This window comes from Nocardia sp. XZ_19_369 (assembly GCF_015355715.1).
Taxonomy (GTDB): Bacteria; Actinomycetota; Actinomycetes; order Mycobacteriales; family Mycobacteriaceae; genus Nocardia.
In genome coordinates, this window is the sequence record NZ_JACVED010000010.1 from 287,575 (window position 1) to 308,187 (window position 20,613).

At 66.0% G+C, this 20,613-nt stretch carries 20 protein-coding genes; 13 read left to right on the forward strand and 7 right to left on the reverse strand.

Annotated features, from left to right (window positions below; translation table 11 throughout):
* Positions 1–5 precede the first annotated feature (5 nt).
* Complete coding sequence (locus IBX18_RS34210; protein ID WP_194837590.1) at positions 6–413, forward strand: DUF6188 family protein; 408 nt, start codon at positions 6–8, stop codon at positions 411–413.
* Positions 414–696: 283 nt separating this feature from the next.
* A complete protein-coding gene (locus IBX18_RS34215; protein WP_194837591.1) occupies positions 697–1,671 on the forward strand; it encodes a hypothetical protein in 975 nt (324 codons plus the stop codon).
* A gap of 62 nt (positions 1,672–1,733) precedes the next feature.
* Here IBX18_RS34215 and fdxA read toward each other — a convergent pair whose 3' ends face one another.
* Positions 1,734–2,063, reverse strand: a complete 330-nt coding sequence (fdxA, locus tag IBX18_RS34220; RefSeq protein WP_194837592.1) for a ferredoxin — start codon at positions 2,061–2,063, stop codon at positions 1,734–1,736.
* A 109-nt stretch (positions 2,064–2,172) separates the two neighbouring features.
* Between fdxA and IBX18_RS34225 the strand changes: the two genes are divergently transcribed.
* The 5 genes from IBX18_RS34225 to IBX18_RS34245 all read left to right on the forward strand — a co-directional run bounded on the left by IBX18_RS34225 (position 2,173) and on the right by IBX18_RS34245 (position 8,424).
* On the forward strand, positions 2,173–3,108 hold the full coding sequence (locus IBX18_RS34225; protein ID WP_194837593.1) for a LysR substrate-binding domain-containing protein: 936 nt from the start codon (positions 2,173–2,175) through the stop codon (positions 3,106–3,108).
* 418 nt (positions 3,109–3,526) lie between these two features.
* Complete coding sequence (locus IBX18_RS34230) at positions 3,527–4,966, forward strand: FAD-dependent oxidoreductase (protein ID WP_194837594.1); 1,440 nt, start codon at positions 3,527–3,529, stop codon at positions 4,964–4,966.
* On the forward strand, positions 4,966–5,781 hold the full coding sequence (locus IBX18_RS34235) for an alpha/beta fold hydrolase (protein WP_194837595.1): 816 nt from the start codon (positions 4,966–4,968) through the stop codon (positions 5,779–5,781). The genes IBX18_RS34230 and IBX18_RS34235 overlap by 1 nt, the downstream gene beginning before the upstream one ends.
* Before the next feature lie 134 nt (positions 5,782–5,915).
* Positions 5,916–7,943, forward strand: a complete 2,028-nt coding sequence (locus IBX18_RS34240) for an ATP-binding protein (RefSeq protein ID WP_194837596.1) — start codon at positions 5,916–5,918, stop codon at positions 7,941–7,943.
* On the forward strand, positions 7,930–8,424 hold the full coding sequence (locus IBX18_RS34245) for a VOC family protein (protein WP_194837597.1): 495 nt from the start codon (positions 7,930–7,932) through the stop codon (positions 8,422–8,424). The genes IBX18_RS34240 and IBX18_RS34245 overlap by 14 nt, the downstream gene beginning before the upstream one ends.
* Here the strand turns inward: IBX18_RS34245 and IBX18_RS34250 are convergent.
* Positions 8,421–9,176, reverse strand: a complete 756-nt coding sequence (locus IBX18_RS34250) for an alpha/beta fold hydrolase (RefSeq protein WP_194837598.1) — start codon at positions 9,174–9,176, stop codon at positions 8,421–8,423. The two genes, IBX18_RS34245 and IBX18_RS34250, sit on opposite strands and share 4 nt — an antisense overlap.
* A gap of 169 nt (positions 9,177–9,345) precedes the next feature.
* On the opposite strand from IBX18_RS34250, the gene IBX18_RS34255 reads away from it, so the two are divergent.
* Together IBX18_RS34255 and IBX18_RS34260 are read left to right on the forward strand one after the other, a co-directional pair.
* A complete protein-coding gene (locus IBX18_RS34255) occupies positions 9,346–10,044 on the forward strand; it encodes a LuxR C-terminal-related transcriptional regulator (RefSeq protein WP_194837599.1) in 699 nt (232 codons plus the stop codon).
* Positions 10,045–10,185: 141 nt separating this feature from the next.
* On the forward strand, positions 10,186–10,845 hold the full coding sequence (locus tag IBX18_RS34260) for a hypothetical protein (protein ID WP_194837600.1): 660 nt from the start codon (positions 10,186–10,188) through the stop codon (positions 10,843–10,845).
* Positions 10,846–10,886: 41 nt separating this feature from the next.
* Here IBX18_RS34260 and IBX18_RS34265 read toward each other — a convergent pair whose 3' ends face one another.
* From IBX18_RS34265 to IBX18_RS34280, 4 genes are all read right to left on the reverse strand, one after another.
* A complete protein-coding gene (locus tag IBX18_RS34265; RefSeq protein WP_194837601.1) occupies positions 10,887–12,482 on the reverse strand; it encodes a class I adenylate-forming enzyme family protein in 1,596 nt (531 codons plus the stop codon).
* A gap of 119 nt (positions 12,483–12,601) precedes the next feature.
* Positions 12,602–13,444, reverse strand: a complete 843-nt coding sequence (locus IBX18_RS34270; RefSeq protein WP_194837602.1) for a hypothetical protein — start codon at positions 13,442–13,444, stop codon at positions 12,602–12,604.
* 1 nt (position 13,445) lies between these two features.
* On the reverse strand, positions 13,446–13,712 hold the full coding sequence (locus IBX18_RS34275; protein ID WP_194837603.1) for a MoaD/ThiS family protein: 267 nt from the start codon (positions 13,710–13,712) through the stop codon (positions 13,446–13,448).
* Complete coding sequence (locus IBX18_RS34280; RefSeq protein WP_194837604.1) at positions 13,709–14,866, reverse strand: acyl-CoA dehydrogenase family protein; 1,158 nt, start codon at positions 14,864–14,866, stop codon at positions 13,709–13,711. Before IBX18_RS34280 ends, IBX18_RS34275 begins: the two co-directional genes overlap by 4 nt.
* Positions 14,867–14,916: 50 nt before the next feature.
* Between IBX18_RS34280 and IBX18_RS34285 the strand changes: the two genes are divergently transcribed.
* Complete coding sequence (locus IBX18_RS34285; protein ID WP_194837605.1) at positions 14,917–15,117, forward strand: hypothetical protein; 201 nt, start codon at positions 14,917–14,919, stop codon at positions 15,115–15,117.
* A gap of 35 nt (positions 15,118–15,152) precedes the next feature.
* Here the strand turns inward: IBX18_RS34285 and IBX18_RS34290 are convergent, their stop codons facing one another.
* Positions 15,153–16,307, reverse strand: coding sequence for an LLM class flavin-dependent oxidoreductase (locus IBX18_RS34290; RefSeq protein WP_194837698.1), 1,155 nt, complete (start codon positions 16,305–16,307; stop codon positions 15,153–15,155).
* Positions 16,308–16,690: 383 nt separating this feature from the next.
* Here IBX18_RS34290 and IBX18_RS34295 point away from each other — a divergent pair, with 383 nt between their 5' ends.
* Genes IBX18_RS34295 through IBX18_RS34305 form a run of 3 tightly spaced genes read left to right on the forward strand, consistent with a single transcriptional unit; the run spans position 16,691 to position 20,568 of the window.
* Positions 16,691–17,773, forward strand: a complete 1,083-nt coding sequence (locus IBX18_RS34295) for a 3-oxoacyl-ACP synthase III family protein (protein WP_194837699.1) — start codon at positions 16,691–16,693, stop codon at positions 17,771–17,773.
* Positions 17,770–18,753: an ACP S-malonyltransferase gene (locus IBX18_RS34300; RefSeq protein WP_194837606.1), complete on the forward strand. Its 984-nt coding sequence runs from the start codon at positions 17,770–17,772 to the stop codon at positions 18,751–18,753. Before IBX18_RS34295 ends, IBX18_RS34300 begins: the two co-directional genes overlap by 4 nt.
* A 15-nt stretch (positions 18,754–18,768) precedes the next feature.
* Entirely contained in the window at positions 18,769–20,568 is a 1,800-nt protein-coding gene (locus tag IBX18_RS34305) for an acyl-CoA dehydrogenase (protein ID WP_194837607.1), read from the forward strand.
* The last annotated feature ends 45 nt before the right edge of the window (positions 20,569–20,613 follow it).

A 20,613-nucleotide genomic window follows, 5' to 3' on the forward strand; every position in this document is an offset into this window, starting at 1 on the left:
CTCAGGTGACCGATGCGGGTCGGTTCGTGCAGTTGGTCATCGTCGGACAGCAGGTAGCGGAGGTAGTTGCAGGGTTAACGGCGACGATTCGGCTGGGTTCGCCGAACGAGTTCGAGCTGCAGATCGAGGGGGACTTGGCCTTTGGGACGCATGCCGGCAACTGGCTACAGGCTACGGCCGGTGAGTACGCCGACATCGGTTCCGAACTGGAATCCCTCGTTGGATCTACCGTGACGAGAGCCGATGCCAGTGAAGTCGAGGGATTGAGTCTCGAGTTCGATTCCGGCGCTACGATTCATGTTCCTGTCCACAACAAGTATGAATCCTGGGGAGTTGTGGGGCTGGATGGCTCCCGGGTTATTTCTTTGCCGGGTGGAGAGTTCGCCATTTGGTCTGCCCGCAACAGCAGGTGACGCAAACCGGATGGGCGGACCGCACCACGTATGCCGCTCCGCTCACCGTGGGCGGGAGCCGAAGGGCGCTTCCCGAAGCGCGACGGCGAGTGCATCGGTGCAGTTGGCCGGGCCACCCCATTCACTCAACCCGCAGCGTAGAAGCTCACGCTCCTCCTCCGATAGGTCTATAGCCACCAAGAAGTCAGACTCCACGAACACATGATCACCTACGACACGCCCGGTCAGATAGACGTCGTATCTACTTGCCAGACTTGGGCGTATGCGAGAGGTTCATCGGGATGTGGTCGCGGTCGAGGGTGTGAAGACGCTGGTCTGGACTGACGAAGGGCTGTACGACGTCGCTGCGGGTTGGCGGTCGATTCCGTTGGACGGATCCTCAGGTTCATCGAGGACCAGCGGTTACGGTGCCGAGTTCGATGCCGCGACGGTGTCACCATGCGGCGATGTTGTCGCACTGGTGGCGAGCACCGGCACCACCGGGCTGCTGCTGAGGCCCGATGGTGAGCTCATCCGCGAAATCAACCGCAGCGACTACTGCGCCGATGCGTATCGATACCCGTTGGCGCTGTACACACTTCCGGACGGCCGTACCGGGCTGGTGCATTGTCCTGAGGACTACAACCGCTTGGACATTGAGGTCGCGGTGAGCGGCGAGCGCATCACCGTCGACACGGATCGTGAGCCTGAGGATGTCTTCCATTCCCGTTTGGCGGTCTCGCCCAACGGGCGGTATCTGCTCAGCGCCGGATGGGTATGGCACCCTGTGGATTGGCTGGCTGTCTACGAGCTGTCTCGGGCATCGACCGAACCGGCCGTACTCGATTCTCTGCGCGGATTCGCGCCGACAAGCGCTGATGTCGCCGGCGCGTGCTTCCTCGACAACGACGACGTCGTCATCAGCACCTGCCCGGGTGCGGCTGTTCCTGAAGGTCCCGAATCGCTAGGGCCCGATATGTTGGCGCGCTGGTCGCCCGCCACCAAGACTTTCGCGTGGCGCAAACAGCTTGATTCGACTGCAGGCGACGTCGTTGCGATGGCGGGGCACATCCTGGCGCTCCACGAGTACCCCCGCCTATATGACGCCACGAGTGGCGCACTGATGGCCGAATGGCCCGACCTCTCGACTGGCCCGTCGACCAGCTCCATCGTGTGGGACGAATCCTTTTCCGGGACAGCGCGAGTGGCGATCGACCCCGCCGGTCAGCGGTTTGCAGTGACCGATGGCGAGCGGATCACGATCGTCCGGCTCGAATAGACCACCCATCGACATGATCGCCTTCGACCGCATCCACGACGACGCTCGGCAACCACGTGCTCTCAATATTGCTGCACATAAGTGGTATCGACTCCCAGCGCACCGACTACTGTCCCGCCGCCGGGATGCCCGAGCGGAGTTGTCCGTCCGGGCAGCGGCTCAGCGAAGAAGCGGGCGTTCTCGGTAATGAATTGCTCTTGCCCGGCGGGAATGTCGTCTTCGAAGTAGATCGCCTCGACCGGGCAGACCGGTTCACACGCGGCGCAGTCGATGCATTCGTCGGGCTGAATGTAGGCCATCCGATTACCGATGAAGATGCAGTCGATCGGGCATTCCTCGATGCAGGCCTTATCCAGTACGTCTACGCAGGCGGCGCCGATCACGAACGTCACGATGTTCCCCTCCACTGTCCTATGCCCGCGACTCGGGACAGCTACGAGCTTGGTGCCCTTTCCCACCGCCGGGTAGCGGTCAATACCCACCTCTTCATAAGGTGACCTTATGACCCTGCCGCCGGGTACACCCGACCTAGAGGTACTCGATCTGCTTGTCTCGGTGGCAGAGCTGGGCAGCCTCGGCGCGGCAGCACGACGGCACGGCATCAGCCAGCCCGCCGCCGGCATGCGCATCAGCACGCTGGAACGTCGCCTGCGTCTGCGGCTGCTCGATCGCGGGCACACCGGTTCGGCACTCACCGATGCCGGCCACACCCTCATCGAACTCAGCCGGCCCGTACTAGCGGCCGCAGCGACGCTGGCCGACGGTATCGCGGCCCTGCACCACACCGCGCGCCCGAGCCTGCACATCGCGGCGTCGAAAACCATTGCCGACCATCGCATTCCACATTGGCTATCAGCACTACGCAAAATCCGACCGGAACTGGCCGTGGCATTGGAGGTGGCGAACTCCCAGCAGGTGACCGCGACCGTACGCGACCGCGACACCGAGCTCGGCTTCGTCGAAGGACCCCATCCACCGCCCGGATTGGGCAGCCGCGTACTCGTCACCGATGACCTGGTGGTCGTCGTCGCACCGACCCACCCGTGGGCCAGCCGTCGCCGTGCGGTGACATTGCGCGAACTCGCCGACACCCCGTTGCTGTGGCGAGAGAAGGGCTCGGGCACCCGCGATACGGTGTGGCAAGCCCTCGAGATGCATGGCACACCGGCGCCACCGGCAGCCGAACTCGGCTCGGCCGCAGCGATTCTCGCAACGGCCCGCAGCGCCGCCGCACCCGCGGTGGTCAGCCGACTCATTGTCGCCCACGAACTACGCGCCCGCACGCTCCACGAAGTCTCCCTGGACGACTCGATCGTCCTGACCCGAAAGTTCCGCGCCATCTGGCACCGCCGCACACCGCCCAATGGCCCCGCCCAAGACCTCGTCGAGCTCGCCATCCGCATAGAGGCAACACGCAGACGGCGCTCGCCGCAGTAGGCACCATGCGTACAGCCCTAATGCGAAACGATCAGGGCACAAACGGAGTTCGCACTCGACCAGATCGCCAATCCGCAGGTGCTCCTCTGGCGACCGACGACTCACGGCGTCGACGGATCGTTGCACCGCGTGCCGATTTCGGCGCCGCAGAACGGCAGCACCAAGCGAACCTTCTACGCGCCGATCGGCGCATCATCGCCGTCATTGCCAATTCTTGCGATAGGCCAACCTGGCCGAGCAACCGCGGCCGAGCGGTCGTTGTCATCGCGGGCGCGGGCGCCTCGAAGCAGCTGTGCGTCGCCCGCACAGACAAGTGAGCAGGTTCTGGTCTGGCAAGTGAGCTGCATACGGGCCGAATGTGGATATCGGCCGGACGAGTGCTGCGCCGGGAGTCCGAAACAACTTTCAAGGATCCATCATGCGAACAAGGAATTCAGATCAGGCGAGGACGGTTGTGGTGCTCGGTGGCGGGCCGACCGGGTTGACGGCGGCGATGCTGTTGGCGGCGGAGGGGGTGCGGGTTACGGTGCTCGATCGGGACGTGGCGGAACCGGGGGGTGGGGCGGAAGGGGTTTGGGATCGGTGGCGGCGGCCGGGGGTTAATCAGTTTCGGCATCCGCACATCATGTTGCCGGGTGCTTATCGGCTGCTTGTGGGTGAGTTGCCGCGGGCGGTGGTGGAGTTGAAGGCGCTGGGTGCTGTTTCGCACAATATGCTCGGTGGGGCTTTCGATCTGCCGGCGATCGGGGGGCGTCGGGCCGGTGATGAGCGGTTCGAGACGCTGTCGGCTCGGCGGCCGGTTATCGAGGCCGGGCTGGGTATAGCTGCGGCGGAGACCGACGGGATCACCGTTCGCCGTGGCACTTCCGTGGTGGGTTTGCTGACCGAGGCAGGACAGGGGACGCGCGTTATCGGCGTGCGCACGGGTGACGGTGCGGTGATCGACGCCGACCTGGTCGTCGACGCGCTCGGCCGCAACTCGCCGGTCGCCGCGATGCTCACCGATCTCGGGTTGCCCGCTCCGGTTCAGCAGAGGGACGAGGTCGGGTTCCTGGCTTACAGCAGGTACTTCCGCTCCCCCGATGGGTCCATGCCTGCGCAGGCGCCGTGGCCGCTCGAGCATCACAACAGTCTCGGGATCACCTCCGTACCGGGTGATGCCGGAACGTGGTCGCTGGCGTTGTTCGTTTCCGGTCGCGACCGTGCGATGCGGGGGCTCAGTGATCCGGCGGCCTGGCAACGGGCGGCGGCGCTGTACCCGGATATGGCGCACTGGGCCACCTTTGGCGAACCGATTACCGGGGTGCTGGCCATGGCGGGCATGGAATCACGGTATCGCCGGTTCGTGGTCGACGGACGTCCGGTGGCGACCGGGCTGTTGAGTATCGGAGATGCTTGGGCGACAACCAATCCGACGTTCGGCATGGGTATCACGATGGGGATGACGCATGCGGCGTTGCTGCGTGATGTGGTGCGGGAGGTCGGGTTCGAGGATCTGGAGAAGCTGGCATTGCGGTTCGACGAGGTCACCGAGGCCACCCTCGCGCCGGTGCAGCAGGCTTCGGCCGCTTGGGATCGGCACCGGATCGCCCAGATCGACGGGGAAATCAACGGCGTGCCTTACGAAACCGACGACCAGGACTGGAACTTTCGGCAGGCGATCGAGGTGGCCAAACTGCTCGACCCGGGGGTATTGCGGGCGTTCGGTGAGGTCGGCTCGATGTTGAGCTCGCCGGAACAGGCCTTGGCCACACCGGGTCTCGTTGATCGGATCGTCGAACTGGGTGCGGGCGCAGCGCCTTATCCGTCGACCGGCCCGTCCCGCACGGCGCTGCTGGCCGCGATCGGAGCCGAGTAATGCGGATCGAAACCAATGGCATCGAACTCCAGGTGCAGGTGAGTGGCTCCGGACCGGATGTCCTTCTGGTGCACGGTTTTCCGGACACGCACGCCAGCTGGCGTTATCAGGTTCCCGCACTGAACGCCGCCGGGTACCGCACCATCGTGCCCGATCTACGCGGCTTCGGCGCTTCGGACAAGCCGGTGGAGCTGGGGCAGTACGAGCTCGCGGAGTACCTCGCCGATCTCGTCGGAGTGCTCGATGAGCTCGGCGTCGAACGGGCGCATGTGGTCGGCCACGATTGGGGTGCCTCGCTTGCTTACCTGCTGGCCGCGAGCTACCCGGACCGGGTGGCCAGCCTCACCTGTTTGTCGGTCGGCAGCCCGGCAGCCGTCGTGGACGCGGGGTTGGCCCAGCGCGAGAAGTCTTGGTACTTCCTGCTGTTCCAGTTCTCCGGGATCGCCGAAAGGTGGTTGGCGCAGGACGATTTCGCCAATGCCCGGCAGTGGCTGGCCAGCCATCCCGATCTCTACGAGGTGATCGAGCGGCTGCGTGATCCGCGCGCACTCAGCACCAGCCTCGGGCTGTACCGCACCGGCGCCGGGCCACAGTTGCTGGTGGAGCCGCCCGCGCTGCCGCCGGTGCTCGCGCCGATGCTCGGGGTGTGGAGCAGTGAAGATCGGTACCTGACCGAGCAGGCGATGACCGGAACCGAGAAATATGCCGGCGGGTCGTGGCGCTACGAACGCCTCGACGGCATCGGTCACTGGATGCAACTCGAGGCGCCGGAGCGGGTCAACGAGCTGCTGCTGGACTTCCTTTCCGGGCAATGAGCCCGGCCGGTCCCACCCTCGGGTGGGACCAATCAGGTCCCGGAGGTGTCCCAATTACATCGTCCACGATGCATATCCGGGACACTGTCGATAGCGTTGTCAACCACGACGGCCGCCGCGCCGGAAGGAGAGTTATGAGTGCGACCGAGGGCCGAGCACTACTGGCCCAGAGCTTGGCCGCGGGCCGCGATCGGGCCTTCGTCGGGCGCGATCCCGAACTCGAGCTGTTCAGGGCGGCGCTGGCCGGAACCGCGACCGCCCGACCGGTCCACTACCTGCACGGGCCCGGCGGCATCGGAAAGTCGGCCCTGCTCAGAAGATTCGCGGGTGAAGCGCGCCGGGCCGGCCGCTCGGTCGTCGAAGTAGACGGTCGCACCGTCACACGCACACCGGAAGGCTTCACGGCGGCCGCAGGGATCGCGGTCCAGCAGGCAGGCACGGTGCTGCTCGTCGATACCTTCGAAATGTGCCAGGGCCTCGAAGGCTGGCTGTGGGAACGGTTCCTCCCGCAGTTGCCGGTCGGTGCGATCGTGGTGATCGCCGGACGGGCCGCTCCGGACCCGCTGTGGGCCGCCGATCCGGGGTGGGCCGATCTGCTTCAGGTCACCGCCTTGCGAAACCTCACACCCAACGAAGCCGCCGAGTTCCTGCACGTGCGCCAGGTGCCCGCGAGTGCGCAACAAGCCCTGCTCGGATTCACCGGCGGCAATCCGCTCGCGCTCGCGCTGGCCGCGGCGGTGGCCGTGAAAGACCGTGCGGTGGCGGCGGATTGGAAACCGAGCCAGGACACCATCGCCACGCTGCTGTACCAACTGGTCGGCGACACACCCAGCACCGAGCACCGCAAGGCACTGGAAATATGCGCGCACGCCTATGTCACCTCGGAATCATTGCTGCGGGCGGTATTCGGCGACGCGGCTGCCGAGCTGTTCGCATGGTTGCGGGTGCAGCCGTTCATCGAGTCGACGGCCACGGGGCTGTTCCCGCACGACGTGGTGCGGGAGGCACTCGAGGCGGACCTCAAATGGCGCGACCCCGAGGGTTTCGCCGAGATGCATCACCGGATGCGGGAACTGCATCTGGCACAGCTGCGTTCGGCGTCGCACGCCCAGTTGGTCCAGTCCACCGGCGCGCTCATCTTCATCTACCGCACCGATCGGCAGATGTCGGAGTTCAATATCTGGCGCGAGACCGGACTCGTGCAAGACCATCCTTATCCGCCGAGCGAGCGGGAACGGGTGCTGGCCCTGGTCGAGCAGCACGAAGGGCCGGAGTCCGTAGCGATAGCGGCCTTCTGGCTCGACCACCAACCCCAGGCGTTCCGCGTCTACTACTCCACGCACACCGGGGAACTCGCCGGCTTCTCGGCCTGGCTGGAACTCGCCGAACCCGAAGGGCTGGAGATAGATCCGGTCGTTGCCGAGGCGTGGAACCACGCACGGGCGAACGGACCGCTCCGGCCGGGTGAATATATGGCCTTGGCCCGCTTCACCATCGACGATGTGGCGTATCAACAACCCGCCGCATCAACGACTTTCGCGCAGTGGCGCGCGACCGGAGAAATGATCCGCGGCGAACGGCTCGCCTGGTCGTTCGTCGTGATGCGCGACGACGGGTACTGGAACGACCACCTCGGCGACATCAACATGCTGCCCACCGCCGCACCGCCCACCGTCGGCGACCACCGGTACGCCCTGTTCGCCCACGATTGGCGCGCCCAGCCCCCGGGCCCGTGGCTACAGCAGAAGTCCGAGTCCATGCTGTCGGGGGCCGCGATGGCGGGGGCCGCGCCCACCCGCGGCGAACTGGTCGTGCTGTCCCGTCCGGAGTTCGACGCGGCGATCCGCGAGGCCCTGCGCACGCTGCGGCAACCGGCGGCGCTCGCCGACAATCCGCTCAACCGCAGCCGGCTCGTCGTCGAGAGCGGCAAGACATTGAGCGAGATCCTGGCCGACGCGGCGCAGGGACTGCTCGGGCAGCGCGGCGGCGAGAAGCTGCACCGCGCGGTGACGATCGCGCACTTCCGCGGGGCACCCACTCAAGAGGTGGCGGCCGAGTTGCTCGGGCTGCCCTTCAGCACCTACCGCCGCCACCTCACCACCGCGGTGGAGCGGATGAGCGAGCTGCTCTGGCGACACGAATTGAACGGTGACCTTGTCTGACGTCGGCCTGCCGAGACCGCTCGTCTTCTTCCGCGTCGGCATCGTCGTCCCCGATCTCGATGCCGCCATCGCGCGTTTCGCCGACGGACTCGGCATCGGATTCACCGACCCTGTCACCCAACGCATTCCACTGATGGAAGTCGGCGACCGTGCGACGCGGTCGTTCGAATTGACCACCGCCATGTCGCGCACCGAACCGCCTTACTACGAGCTGATCCAGGCCACCGGCGACAGCATCTTCGCCGGCCCCGCCACCAAGCGGATTCTGTATTACGGCTGCTGGGAACAGCATACGGAGCGCCGCCTCACCCGATTGGCGAGCCGGGGCGCGCCGCCCGAGGTGATCTGGCGGCCCGCGCCCGAGGCTGCCCCGACCGCCATCTTCACCCGACCCGACCACAAAGGCGGCCGGATCGGCTATCTGTCCACGCAGACCAAGCCCGCCCTCGAGGAATGGGTACGGACGGGCAAGTCCCCCTAGGGATTCCCGGGAAACAACGACTCCCAGAAGTCGTGCAACGCCGTCGTTGCCGCTGCGGGCTGCTCCAGCATCCACCAGTGTCCGGCGTCCGGCATGATGTAGAACGTCGCATCGAGCTGGCGAGCGACTTCGGCGGCGAGTAGGTAGTCGTCGAACCGGTCGTCCACCGGATTGATGACGAGTCCCGGTGCGCACGTTCGCTTCAGCTGGTGCCCCCAATCGCGGTACGGGTTGACCGCAGAACGGTAGAAGTCCAGAACCGCGCCACCCATGCGCGCGTCGAACTGTTGATGCATCCGCCGCGCCTGCGCATCTGGTGCCCCGAGCGAACGAAGCGCCGTAGCAACACTTTCCGGAGCATCGAGGTCGGCGACGACGGCCTGCCGGACGAATTCCTCACCGGCACCGACCGTCTGCCACGTCTTGGCGAGCTCGTGCCACCCGTAGTCCGGATGCAGGGCACTCGCCCCGTCGGCCACCCAACTACGCAGCACTACATCGGAATTGGTGACGATCCGATAGACGAGCAGAGCGCCGACGTCGTGACCGACCAGATCGATCGGGCCGGGAATGCGCCGCAACTCGGCTTCCAGCCACGCCGCGTATCCATCCTTGGTGGCAATGAACGAATCCGGCCTGCCCCGCTCGAATCCCGGCAGCGCCAAAGCCACACTGTCGATGCCGAGGTGCGCCCGCACGCCATCCCAGACGTCGGCAGTCTCCGGCACACCATGAACGAACACGACAGTCATCAGCGATCCTCTCTGGTCAACAACGCCCGCCCCGGTGGACGGGCCGCTGCTACCTTCGGCGCCGAGCCAGCTCAGGTGCCAGACCAGAACCTGCTCAATTTCCGAGGTGGCAGATATTGAGCACCGGATGACCTGTCGGCTGAGTATCGGTCGGCCGCACGGTTTTCGAATGGGACACAGTGAGCACGTAGACATCACCGCGCAACTCAGCGCCGGCCGGGATCCGCGAACCGCGGCGGCGGTGTCCGGGCGCGTCCGTGTCGCTGTGCACGCCACGGATCCGATCACCCGCATGGGCGTGCTGGCGTCGCTGCGGGGACGGGCGGAGGTTCAGGTCGTTTCAGGTGACGAGACGGCACGAGCGGCGGTACGGGTGGTCGCCGCAGACCGAGTCACCGCGGAAACGCTTGCGTTGCTGCGTGATTCGGCGGAACAGGCGGACTGCCCGGTAGTCCTGGTGGTCGCCGACGTCGACCCGGCCTACCTGCTGATGGTCGCCGAGTGCCGCGTCGTCGCGATACTCCCCCGCGCGGCCGCCACCCCCGACCGAGTGATCGCAGCCGTCGCGGCCGCGGCGGCCGGTGCCGGGCTCATCGCACCGGATCTACTCGGCGAACTGCTGCGCCAACTGGAACGACTACATCGGGAGGTGCTCACCCCCAACGCGCTGACCGCCGCGAGCCTGACCGCGCGCGAAATCGAGGTGATCCGACTGCTCGCCGACGGTTTCACCGCCGCCGAGATCGCCAGGCGGATCAATTACTCGGAACGCACCGTGAAAACGGTCATCTATGGCGTGACCAGGCGGATGAACCTGCGCAGCCGGGCCCAGCTGGTCGCCCACGCGGTACGCCACGGTGTGATTTGAGCCGCCTGCGCGCCGTCATGTTTAGAACTGAAGTGACGGGGATTACCTGTATCGAAGCGTGACGACCGTAGGCTCGGGCGGGTCCACAGGGTGGTCGACAGATGTCGCGATGGTAGTAGCCGGCTGGAAGGGCTGTGAGCAATGCTGCGGAAGTTCCTTGATCAGGGTGTCGTCTCGTTGATCGACAAGTCGGCGCGGGCGCAGGCACCGCTGGTGCGCAAGTACACCGGCTTCGTCCGAGGCAGGCATCCGAGCGAATCCCCCGATCAGATCGTCGACCGACTCGGGCGGCACTACTTGATCGCGGTGACCGCCAGCGGCGTGGTCGTCGGCCTCAGCGCGGCGGTGCCGGGCATCGGCACCCTGGTGGGGTTGGCCGCGGCCGGTGCGGACACCGTGTTCTTCCTGGAAGCCTCGACGGTGTATGCCGTTGGCGCGACCGAAGTTTCGGGCAGCAAGGCCGCAGCCCCGCGTCCGCCGCTCGTCTCGGCGGTCGTGCTCGGCCAAGCGGGGACCGAGGGCCTCGGCGCGGCGGGCCGCTCGGCCAAACAGTGGGATACCAAGCTGGCCAACAAGCTTCCGATCATCCGGCGCATGGACGACTCGCCGATCAAGCGGTTCCTCGTCCAATTCATCGTCAAGCGCGGCGCGCTCGCGTTCGGCAAGGTGATCCCCGCGGGCATCGGCGCCGTGGTCGGCGGTGTCGGCAACAACGCGCTGGCCCGCGGCGTCATCAAGAACCTGCACGAAGCTCTCGACGAGCCCCGAACGGCTCAGCCGGTTATCGCCGAGAACGCCTAGCTACGGTGCACCGCCCTGGGCCGCCGGTCCGGGGCGGCAGGTCAGGTCCACGACCCTTTTCCGAAGGTGCGTGAGCCGGGAAGCAACTGCTCACGCAGCGCAACCCTGCGAATTTTCCAGGTCCCGGTGCGCGGGAACTCGGCCCAGCGGATGTGTATCGGTTCCGCGAGCGCGGGCAGATCCGCGGTGGCCCGACGCCATACCGCGGGATCGATCGGCACATCGTTCCCGGTGCTGTACACGGGCAGGGGAAGACCGCCGGACACGGGGAGAATCACCACCTCGGTCGTCAGGTCCAGGCGGTCGAGGAGAACGTCTTCGAGTTCGATCGCGCTCCCCTGCGGAAGGCGATCGATCTCGCGGTCCACGATACGGAGTGCCCCGAGCCGGTTGATCCGCCCGAGATCCCCGGTATGCCACCACTTTCCGTCGAGTTTGGCTTCGTGCCTGGGCTGCTCGCCCACATAGGCCACGCAGCGGCCGGGCTGCGCGATCTCGATCAGTCCGACCTCGCCGCGCCGAGTCGGCCGCCCGGTGTCGGGGTGAACGGTGCGGATTCTGCCCAGCCCGGGCACCGGCCAGCCCAGCAGTTGGGTCGGTGCGGGCCTGCGCCCCTTGCGCCGTACGGAGCCGCGCAGATAGGGACGGATGAGCAGCGTGCCGTTCTCGCTTTGGCTCCACGCCTGCAGCCAGATCGGCATCCGGCGGTCGGTGGCGTCCAGGAAGGTTCTGATGGTGCGCACGTGGATCGCGTCGAAGGAATTGATGTACTCACGGACGTTGGAGAAGGGGCGGGCGGGGTCGGCGGCCATCGGTTCCCACGCCAAGAAGATGTTGGGCAGGGCTTCCACCAGCGTGGGCCGGTGCCGGATCAGGAGATCTCGTACCGTCACCGCCAGCGGATCGGAGATCATGATCATCTTCTGGCCGATGACCGCCATCGCCAACAGGCCGTGGGTCTGCCGTTCGTGCCAGTACGGTTCGGCATAGGCCCAGACATCGCCGGATCGGATGCCGATGATCGGCCACCGCTCGGATTCGATGATGGCGCAGGCCCGTTCGGACACGGCCGAGTGCAGGACGAGTTTGGGTATGCCGGTGGTGCCCGAGGTGTGGGTGATGATCATCGGCTCGTCCGGGGCCCGCAGGCGCGGCACAGGCGGGTTCGCGCCCCGCACGTCATCGAGTGCGACGAGATCGGGTCGATCGGTGGAACCGTCGATGCATACCGTGCGCTCGGTCAGCATGGCCACGGCGTCCGCATCGATGCCACAAGCCGCGATGTGCGCGGAATCGGCGATCAGGAAAGGCCGTTCGAGCCTGCGCAACAGCACATGAGCGACATCGGGTCCGTAAGCACCGGACAGCAGGGCGGGGACGGCGCCGATTCTGGCGGCCGCACACGCGAGGATGGACAGATCGAAATGATTGTCCTTGAGCACCGCGACCCGGTCCCACGCTCGGACACCGAGTTGGTAGAGCCAGCCAGCTGTTTCATCGACGGCCTGCGCCCATTCGGCGTAAGTGCGCGTCTGCGGCCAGCCGGGATCGACGGCGGAGGGCTGATCGATGATGATCTGCTGGTCCGGTCGCCGCTCGGCGGCGATATGCAATACCTCGCCGATACTGCCCGTCACGGGGCTCCGCGACACCGGCGTGAGGCGTCGCCGCGTCGGTGTCGCCGCGCAATCGGCGAACAGTGCAGGCCGGGACTTGTCTTGCGACATAGCGGACAACGACATTCGAGTAGCTCCAGTCAATGAGTGGGTTCGCCGAGTTGTTCCCAGACTGTGAGGTGGGTGCCGATATGTCCGGGCTGTCCCACCTCGTGTCGGCAGGTCACGCCGGCACCGTTGCCGCGGGTATGGACGGAGGTGACGATCGCGCATTCGTCGAGGACGAACATCGGCCGCCGGAACAACGCCCGCAGCGCGCGCAACGGGGCGACCATGACCAGCTGCCGGGTGGACGAGCCGCCGGCCGCATCGTCGGACAACCGCTCTCTGGCTTGCGTGGCCAGCTCGATCATCTCGATGAACGACCACTGGTCGGCCACCTCACAGTGACTGCGGCACAGCAGAGTTCGCCATTCCCGAAGCAGGTCGGGAGTGCCTGTCGGCATATCCGCCGCCGTGTCCTGGAGGGCCTGGCGCAGATCCTGATTGTGCACATCCTCGTCGGTGAACCTGGCCCGTACTTCCTCCGGCAGCACACCGGGTCGAGCGGCAAAGCTGTCGGCGTCGGCCAGGCGCACGACGCGCAATATCAAGGCACCCTGGGCGACCTCCCGCGATCCGGCATGGAAGTGGATATTCATGCACAACCGGTCCCCAGTCGGGCTGGTGCGCAAAGAGGCTCGGGTGGTGAGCCATTCGGCCTCGTCGAATCTCAGGTCGGGGGCGCGGTAGTCGATCGACGCGAGCTGCACGACAACGGCGGTACGGTGCTCGATCAGCAGTTCCCGGAAGGGAACGATGTGGGTGACCATCGATCGGGCGAAGCCCTCGCTCATCAACTCCAGCAGGATTCGGGGCCGCAGTTGGAACGGACTGAACTGCGTAGTGGTCAGCGCGACATCGAACTCGACCTGACGCGGCACCTCAGCCACCCGCGACGGCGGTCAGGATTTCGACCCGATCGGTGTCCTGTAGCGGGGTATCCTCGGCGGCGCCGTCGACAATGCTGCCATTGAGCACCAGACGATGTACCTGCACCAGATTTCCCGAGGAATCCCACAGAACCGGCCGCAGCCGGGGATATCGATCACGCAGTTGACACAGCGCGTCCGACAGCGTGCCTGCGGTGATGTCGACCGTCCGGTCGTAGTCGACGAATCGCAGCAGCATTCCGTTGAATCGGAAGTTCATGGCGAAACTCCTATCGCTAGCGGATAAGGCAGCTCCCGCGTGGCGGCGAGCATGCCGATATTGATCTCGAGCGTCTCCTGAGTGCCTGCCGCACAGAGCAGGCCGACACAGTCACGCAGGAACATGCCGTAGTGGTAGTCGCCGTAATATCCGTGACCACCCAATACCCGCAACGCTTGGTCGGCGACGAAAAGCGCCTGCTCGGTGGCGAAATGTTTGGCAGCGGAGAGGCTTACATCGAACAGCCGGTCGGTCCGGCCCGCATCGGCTTTGCCGAGCGTGGCATGTAGCAGTGCCCGGTTCGCCTCGATGGCGATACACATCCGCCCGATGGCGCCCTGCACATTCGGCAGATCGATGACCGGCGCACCATGCCGCACGGCTGTGCGCAACCGGGCTACGCACCGATCGAACACGGCGCGGGTCATCCCGGTGACCAGGCAGGCGAGAATCAGTCGCCGGAGATTCAGATAGGACTGCGAGTGGCTCAGGCCGTCCACCGCGACCACCCGGGCGGCGACCAGCCGCACGTCACGCATGACCAGACGCCCCATGCCGCTGGTGCGAAAACCGATGCCGCCCACGGGAACTATCTCGACGCCTGGATCGTCGCTGTGCACCAGGCAACCGACCAGAGCTCCGGTCTCGCCGCGGGCATAAGTGAGGAACACATCGGCGATCAACGCGCCGGTGATGTAGTCCTTGGTACCCGACACAAGGTATTCCGCACCGTCGCGGCGCACCGTGGTCTGCATCGAGAAGGCATCGGAGTCCTCGGAGAAGGCCAGCGTCGCGGTGCGCCGTCCGGCGATGATCGGCTTGACGTAGTGCTCGACCAGATCCGCTCGCCCCGCCTCGGCGAGCAGGCTCGCCACCCCGGTGCCCATGCTCAGCACGATCGGAAACGCGGGTTCGGCACAGCGAAAAGCGATCTCCTCCATGATCAATCCCCAGGTACGCAGATCGGCGCCACCGCCGCCCAAGCGCGTGGGAAACGCCATCCCGGAGAGCTGCGCTTCACCCGCCATCCGGAGATAGCGCCGCGGCATCGTCTCGCCGTCGACATACCGTTGGTGATTGTCCCGGCCCACCAGGTCGAGTAAGTCGCCCCACCTGCGGTCGACCAGTTCGACGAGCTCCGATTCCGTTACCACTGAGCTGCTCCATCTCTGTCGCGACCGACCTACGATCCCTGCTCCGGCCGATGGGCGCAGGGCAGTTCCTTGCCGTCGTGTCGAGTTGTGCGTTCGCCGATACTTCCGTCGTGATATTCGCGGCGGACATGCTGGCACCCGCATTCGTAGCGGTCGACCCGCACGATCATCCCGAATCCATCGGAATCTTCGACGTGCTCGTCGTCGACCAGCCGACCGCACGGCGCGACACAATCCGTGAGATGAGTTGATTCGATATCCACGAGAGTCACCTCTCCTTTACTGATCAGAGTTTGCGTAACCGTCGGAGTATGCGCAAAAAAGGAACCGAGGCAGCGAGGCCCTTGCCGATATTCGGGTGGAAGGTACTGAGGTCCACCAGAACGGCGTACCGCAGGCCCTGGTCCCGCCACTCGGCGATGCGTTCCTCGACCTCCGAAGGCGTCCCGGTGACGCAGTAGTCCCGCACCAACGACCCCGGCACCTTCTCCGCATACGACAGCACCGTGTCCTCGTCCAGTAATTGCGGTAACAGGTCCTGGATGCCGGAGAACTTGGCGCCCAGTGGGTGTTCCACACCGTGTCGCGCCCACATATCCGCCGAAATGCACAGTCCGAATGCCCGGGCACCGACCGACTCGACCGTTTCCTCGATATGCGTGCGCGTCAGACCGGTGATCACGAAAAGCATTGCGGCAGGCACTATCGCCATCGGATCTCGGCCCGCGTCGGACGCCGCGGTCCGCACGCGCTCCAAGCTGCTGCGGTATTCGGGAGCGGGTTGCGGATAGGCGGGGAACCAGGCGTCGGCATAGCGTCCGGCGGCACGGAGCATGCGGGGCCCGTGCGCCCCGATCCAGATTTCTGGTCTGGTGCCGCGGTACGGCGGGATCTCGAAGATCGCATCGTGCAGCGGAAAGTATTCGGAGTCGCGGCTGACCGGGCGACCTTCGGACTCCCACAGCAGTCGAATCGTCGCCAGCGCTTCTTCGAATCTCGCCACCGGCGCGTGCCACGGCACACCGTAGGGCTCGTTGTTCTCCCGCTCCCCCGGTCCGATACCGAGAATCGCGCGCCCGCGACTCAATACGTGCAAGGTGGCGGCCGCCTGCGCGGTGACCGCGGGGTTGCGCCGGCCGGCGTCGGTGACGCCGACGCCGAGCCGCAGGCGCTTGAGACTGTTCTGCGCCGCGATGTAGCCCAGGGCGGTCCACGGGTCGTAATGCGCGTTGGCCCTGGGGATCAGCCGTGCGGCCCCCATGTACCGCGGCTGCCAGATCGAGCCGGGCAGGAGCCCCGTCAAGTGGTCCGGCACGAAGAGCGAGTCTGCCTGCCCCGCGGCGGCGAGCCACCGGTTCGTCCGAAACGTGAGGTCGGGTGTGATTCGAGGCTGCAAACTCAGATCGAGTATGCCGGTGCGGAATCTGTCCGCCTGCCGCATGGGAATCTCCTGGGTCGTCGGGTGGCGCGGATGGCCGGCGCCGGTGACGTACAACCGGGCGCGCCGCGTTGCCATTCGGTCCAACGAACATAAGTCCGCGACTCGGCGCATCGTCCAACAAATGTGGTAGGTCGACTCGGCCACGAGAGTTGGGAACCACAATGCGATCGAAGTGGGTGCACTCGAGGGGGTGTGCTATTGGGGGCTACGCAAACCATCGGAAGCGGAGCCGAACAGCCACAATTTCGTGGCAGCGCGCACCCGCCGACTTTTGGCGTCCAACGCCGACGACAGCGTGTGACCCATTATCGATGGGACCTACCGCGCACGGATAGTAGTACGTTTCAAAGATCGTTTTTCCGGAATGGAAGTAAGTGATATCGATGGCAGAAATTAGTCTGGAACATCTCGAACACAACGCGCACAACTGCGACGGCCGTTGCGTCAGCTCGAATAGAGCTATCGGCGTCCTCGGCGCGGGCGGCTTCGTCCCGCCACAGGTGCGCACCAATGAGGAAGTCGCGGACGACCTCACGGGAGTGACGCCGGAGTGGATCGTCGAGCGCACCGGGATATACCAGCGCCACGTTTCCAGTGACGGTCAGTCCGCGTCCGATCTAGCAGTCGAGGCGGTGCGCAATGCCCTGGACGCGGCGGGCCTGGACGCCGGCGATCTGGATCTGATCATCGTGACGACCTCGACGCCGGACGAGCTCGGGCCCTCCACGGCTTGCCGCGTGCAGGCATTGCTGCAAGCCCATCAGGCGGTCGCCTTCGATGTCTCGGCCGCCTGCACCGGCTGGCTGTTCGGCACTCGGGTCGCCGTCGATTACCTGTGCGCGGGCACCGGCGCCCGGTGCGCGGTGGTAGTAGGCGTCGAAGCCTATTCGCATTTCCTCGACTCCGAGGACCGGGCTACCGCGGTGCTGTTCGGCGACGGCGCCGGGGCCACGATTCTCGGGCCGGTGCCTGCGGGAACCGGATTCAGCCCGATCGAGCTGGGTTCCGATGGCGACCATGCGGGCGACGTGCTGATCCCAGCCGGCGGCAGCAAACGTCCGGCGAGCCCGGACACGCTGGAGCAAGGCCAACATGTCATTCACATGGACGGTAGAGCGGTCCGCGACTTCATTCTCGAGATATTTCCCAAGGCCGCCGCCACCGCACTGCGGGGAGCTGGATTGACCGCCGATCAGATCGACGTCATCGTTACCCACCAACCGAATCCGGTGCTCTTGCGCACTGCCTGCGCGGAAGCCGGATTCGACGTGGACCGCCTGGTCATCGTGGGCGACATGGTGGGCAATATCGGTGCAGGTTCGGTGCCGTACGCACTTGCCAAGGCCAGCGCCGAAGGTCAATTGCATGCCGGCGACCGGATATTGATCGTCGGTTTCGGCGCCGGTGTCACGTGGGGTAGCACCGTTCTCACGTGGGGAAACGGCGACCAGGAGGTCGAACGATGAACGGGCACAACGATACTCGACCGCAGTCGCTGGTATTCCTCGTCCCCGGGCAGGGCGGTGATCCGCGAGGTGCGCTGAACGGGCTCTATCACGCCGGCGGTGAAACCTGGGCCGCGATCGACGAGATCCTCGACGACATCGAAGAGGCCGCGGGCGCTGCCGGGCGCGACATCCGAACGGTCTTGCTCAGTGACGCGCCGGACCAGCCGCTGGCCCCCGGCGTACCGCAACTGGCGACATATGCCATCTCGGTGGTCCTCGATCGCGTACTGACTTCGCTGGGCCACCGGCCCGACGTGATTGTCGGGCAGAGTTTCGGCGAGATCGCCGCCCTGGTCTGCGCCGGGGTCTTCGATATCTCGGATGGCACCCGCGCGGTGTGCGCGCTCAACGCCGCCTTCCGCGGTTTCGAGGGCAAGGGCGCGATGGTTCTGGTGCTCGCCGCCGAGCACGAGACCAGGGAGCTGCTGGACCGAATCGGCCGCTCGGACCTGGTGGTCGCCTGCGTGAACAGTCCGGAGCAGACCATCGTCAGCGGTCCGACGGAGGCGATCGAGGCCCTGTTCGCGGCGGACGGCGACCGCCCACGCCTGGTGCGATTGGCCGTTCCCTATGCCTCACACCATCCGGGACTCGTCGCCGTGGCGGACCGCTTCCGGGCGAGCCTGAGCCGCGTGACGCAGCGGCCGCTGCGGGTATCGGTGCATTCTCCGGTCGGTCATCGGACCTATGCCGATACCGACGATCTGCGCGAAGCCCTGGTCGATTGCGTGACGAACTCGCTGGATCTGGTTGCGGCGCTGGAACATGTCGGCAAGCAGGGCGCGGAACTGTTCGTCGAACTCGGTGTCGGCGACGGCCTCTGCCGCTGTGTGCACGCCACGCTGCCCAGCGCGAACACGCTGGCGCCGTTGGCCGGTGACCTGTCGTGGTCGACCATCCCACGGTCCGAACCCCTCGTGTTCCCTCGACTCCGCTGAAGAAGGAATACGCACATGACGATCGATCACGATGTCACCTCGGGCGATACCTTGCGAGCCGAACTCCAGGCGTTCCTGGACGGTCCGGGATTCGGTACGGCACAGCGGAAGCTTCGAGAACGGCTCCGGTCAGCGCTGCCCGATGCCTTCTTCGCTTGGCCCGATGGAACCACCCGGCAGGAGCGGCTCACCCTGGTGTACGCCCGAGCGCGGGACGCCGGTCGAGCGGCACCGCCCGCCACGGAGCTGCTGGACGATCCGAACACCTTGTGCGCGCTCCTGTCTCGGGCCGCCGTCGCGGACCCCGATATGTTCCATATCCTGCTCGTGCACTACACGCTGGTGCTCGCGCCGATCCTGCGCTCCATCCCGGCCGGGCCCAGCGCGGGTCTGGCGGCCGTGCGGGCGCGACTGGAGTCGATGGATTCGTTCGGCTCCGCCCTGATGACCGAGAGCTCGCGCAGCAACAGCCACCTGCACCCGCGCACACAGGCCGTTTTCGATCCGGCGACCGGCGACTTCGTTCTGCACACCCCGGACGCGGACGCCAGCAAATTCCCCAACAGCACCGGCCATCCGGGCGTCCCGAAGACCGGAGCGGTCTACGCACAGTTGATGGTGGACGGGACAGAGCGAGGCGTGTTCGTGTTCATCGTCGAGCTGCGTAGCGCCGACGGTGCCACGGTGCCGGGCGTGCAGATCACCCCGGCACCCGACTCCTTCGCGCTACCTTGCGATTTCGCGTCCGTACGTTTCGACAGCATGCGAATTCCCGTGCACGCCTGGCTCAGCGACGGTGCCGCGATCGACGCCGAAGGCCGGTTCCAGGACACCACGGGCGATGCCGCAGGCCGTCTCGCACGCACGATGAGCATCGGGGCACCGCACGTGTGGCGCGGCGTTATCGCCGCCTGCGCCGGTGTCACCCAGGCATCGGCACGAATCCTGCAGTCGCACAGTGCCAATCGCGTGACCATGGGACGACTCGCCCCCGAACAAGGGCTCATTCGCTACCGCAACCAGCAGGAAGCGGTGCTGGGCGCATTAGCGGCGGCGTACGTACTCACGATCCTCAGCAAGCACACGATCCTGCAGAGCGCCACCGCGTCGGCACCGGCGCTCGGCGACGCGACCTGGGCGCCCTGGTCGACGGTCGACAGTGAGCTCCCGCTGTTGAAGGCCTGCGCGACCCGTATCGCCTTGGACGCGATCGCCAGTTGCCGCACACACTGCGGCGCCGCCGGGTTCGTTACAGGCAATCGGCTCAACGCTTTTCACGGCTTCGTGAACTCGTACTTCTGCGCGGGCGGCGACAACGAGCTCATCCTCATGGACACCGCGCACGCGATGACCGATACCGATCGATATCAGCCACCCGGCCAGCACCCGCGCTCGATCGAGGCGGCGGAGCTGACCGCACCGGAGAGCTGGGTGTCGTTGGCGCGCAATGCCGAACGTCATTTCCATCAACGCCTCACCGCTCGCCTCGCACAGTCGCGGCGCACCGGATCGGACCAATTCACCACCTGGAACGACAATCTCGCTCTCGCACAGGCAGCCGCCACCGCGCGAGCCGACCGGATTGTCCTCGAGCTGCTGCACACCGCACACGACGGCGCACCCCCGCCCGTTCGTCGGCTGCTGCGCCTGTACGCGCTGTCCTGGATTCAGCAGAACGCCGGGCTGCTGGTCGAGCAGCGTCTCGTCCCGTCGCCATTGCTCGACCATGTCTGGCAGCACCGCCGTGCCCTCTGCGACGAACTGGTGCCGGATATCGCCGACCTCGCAGCCGCCTTCGACCTTCCCCAACTCTGACGCGATCTGCCCCACCGACACAACAGCCGACCGAAACAACTTCAG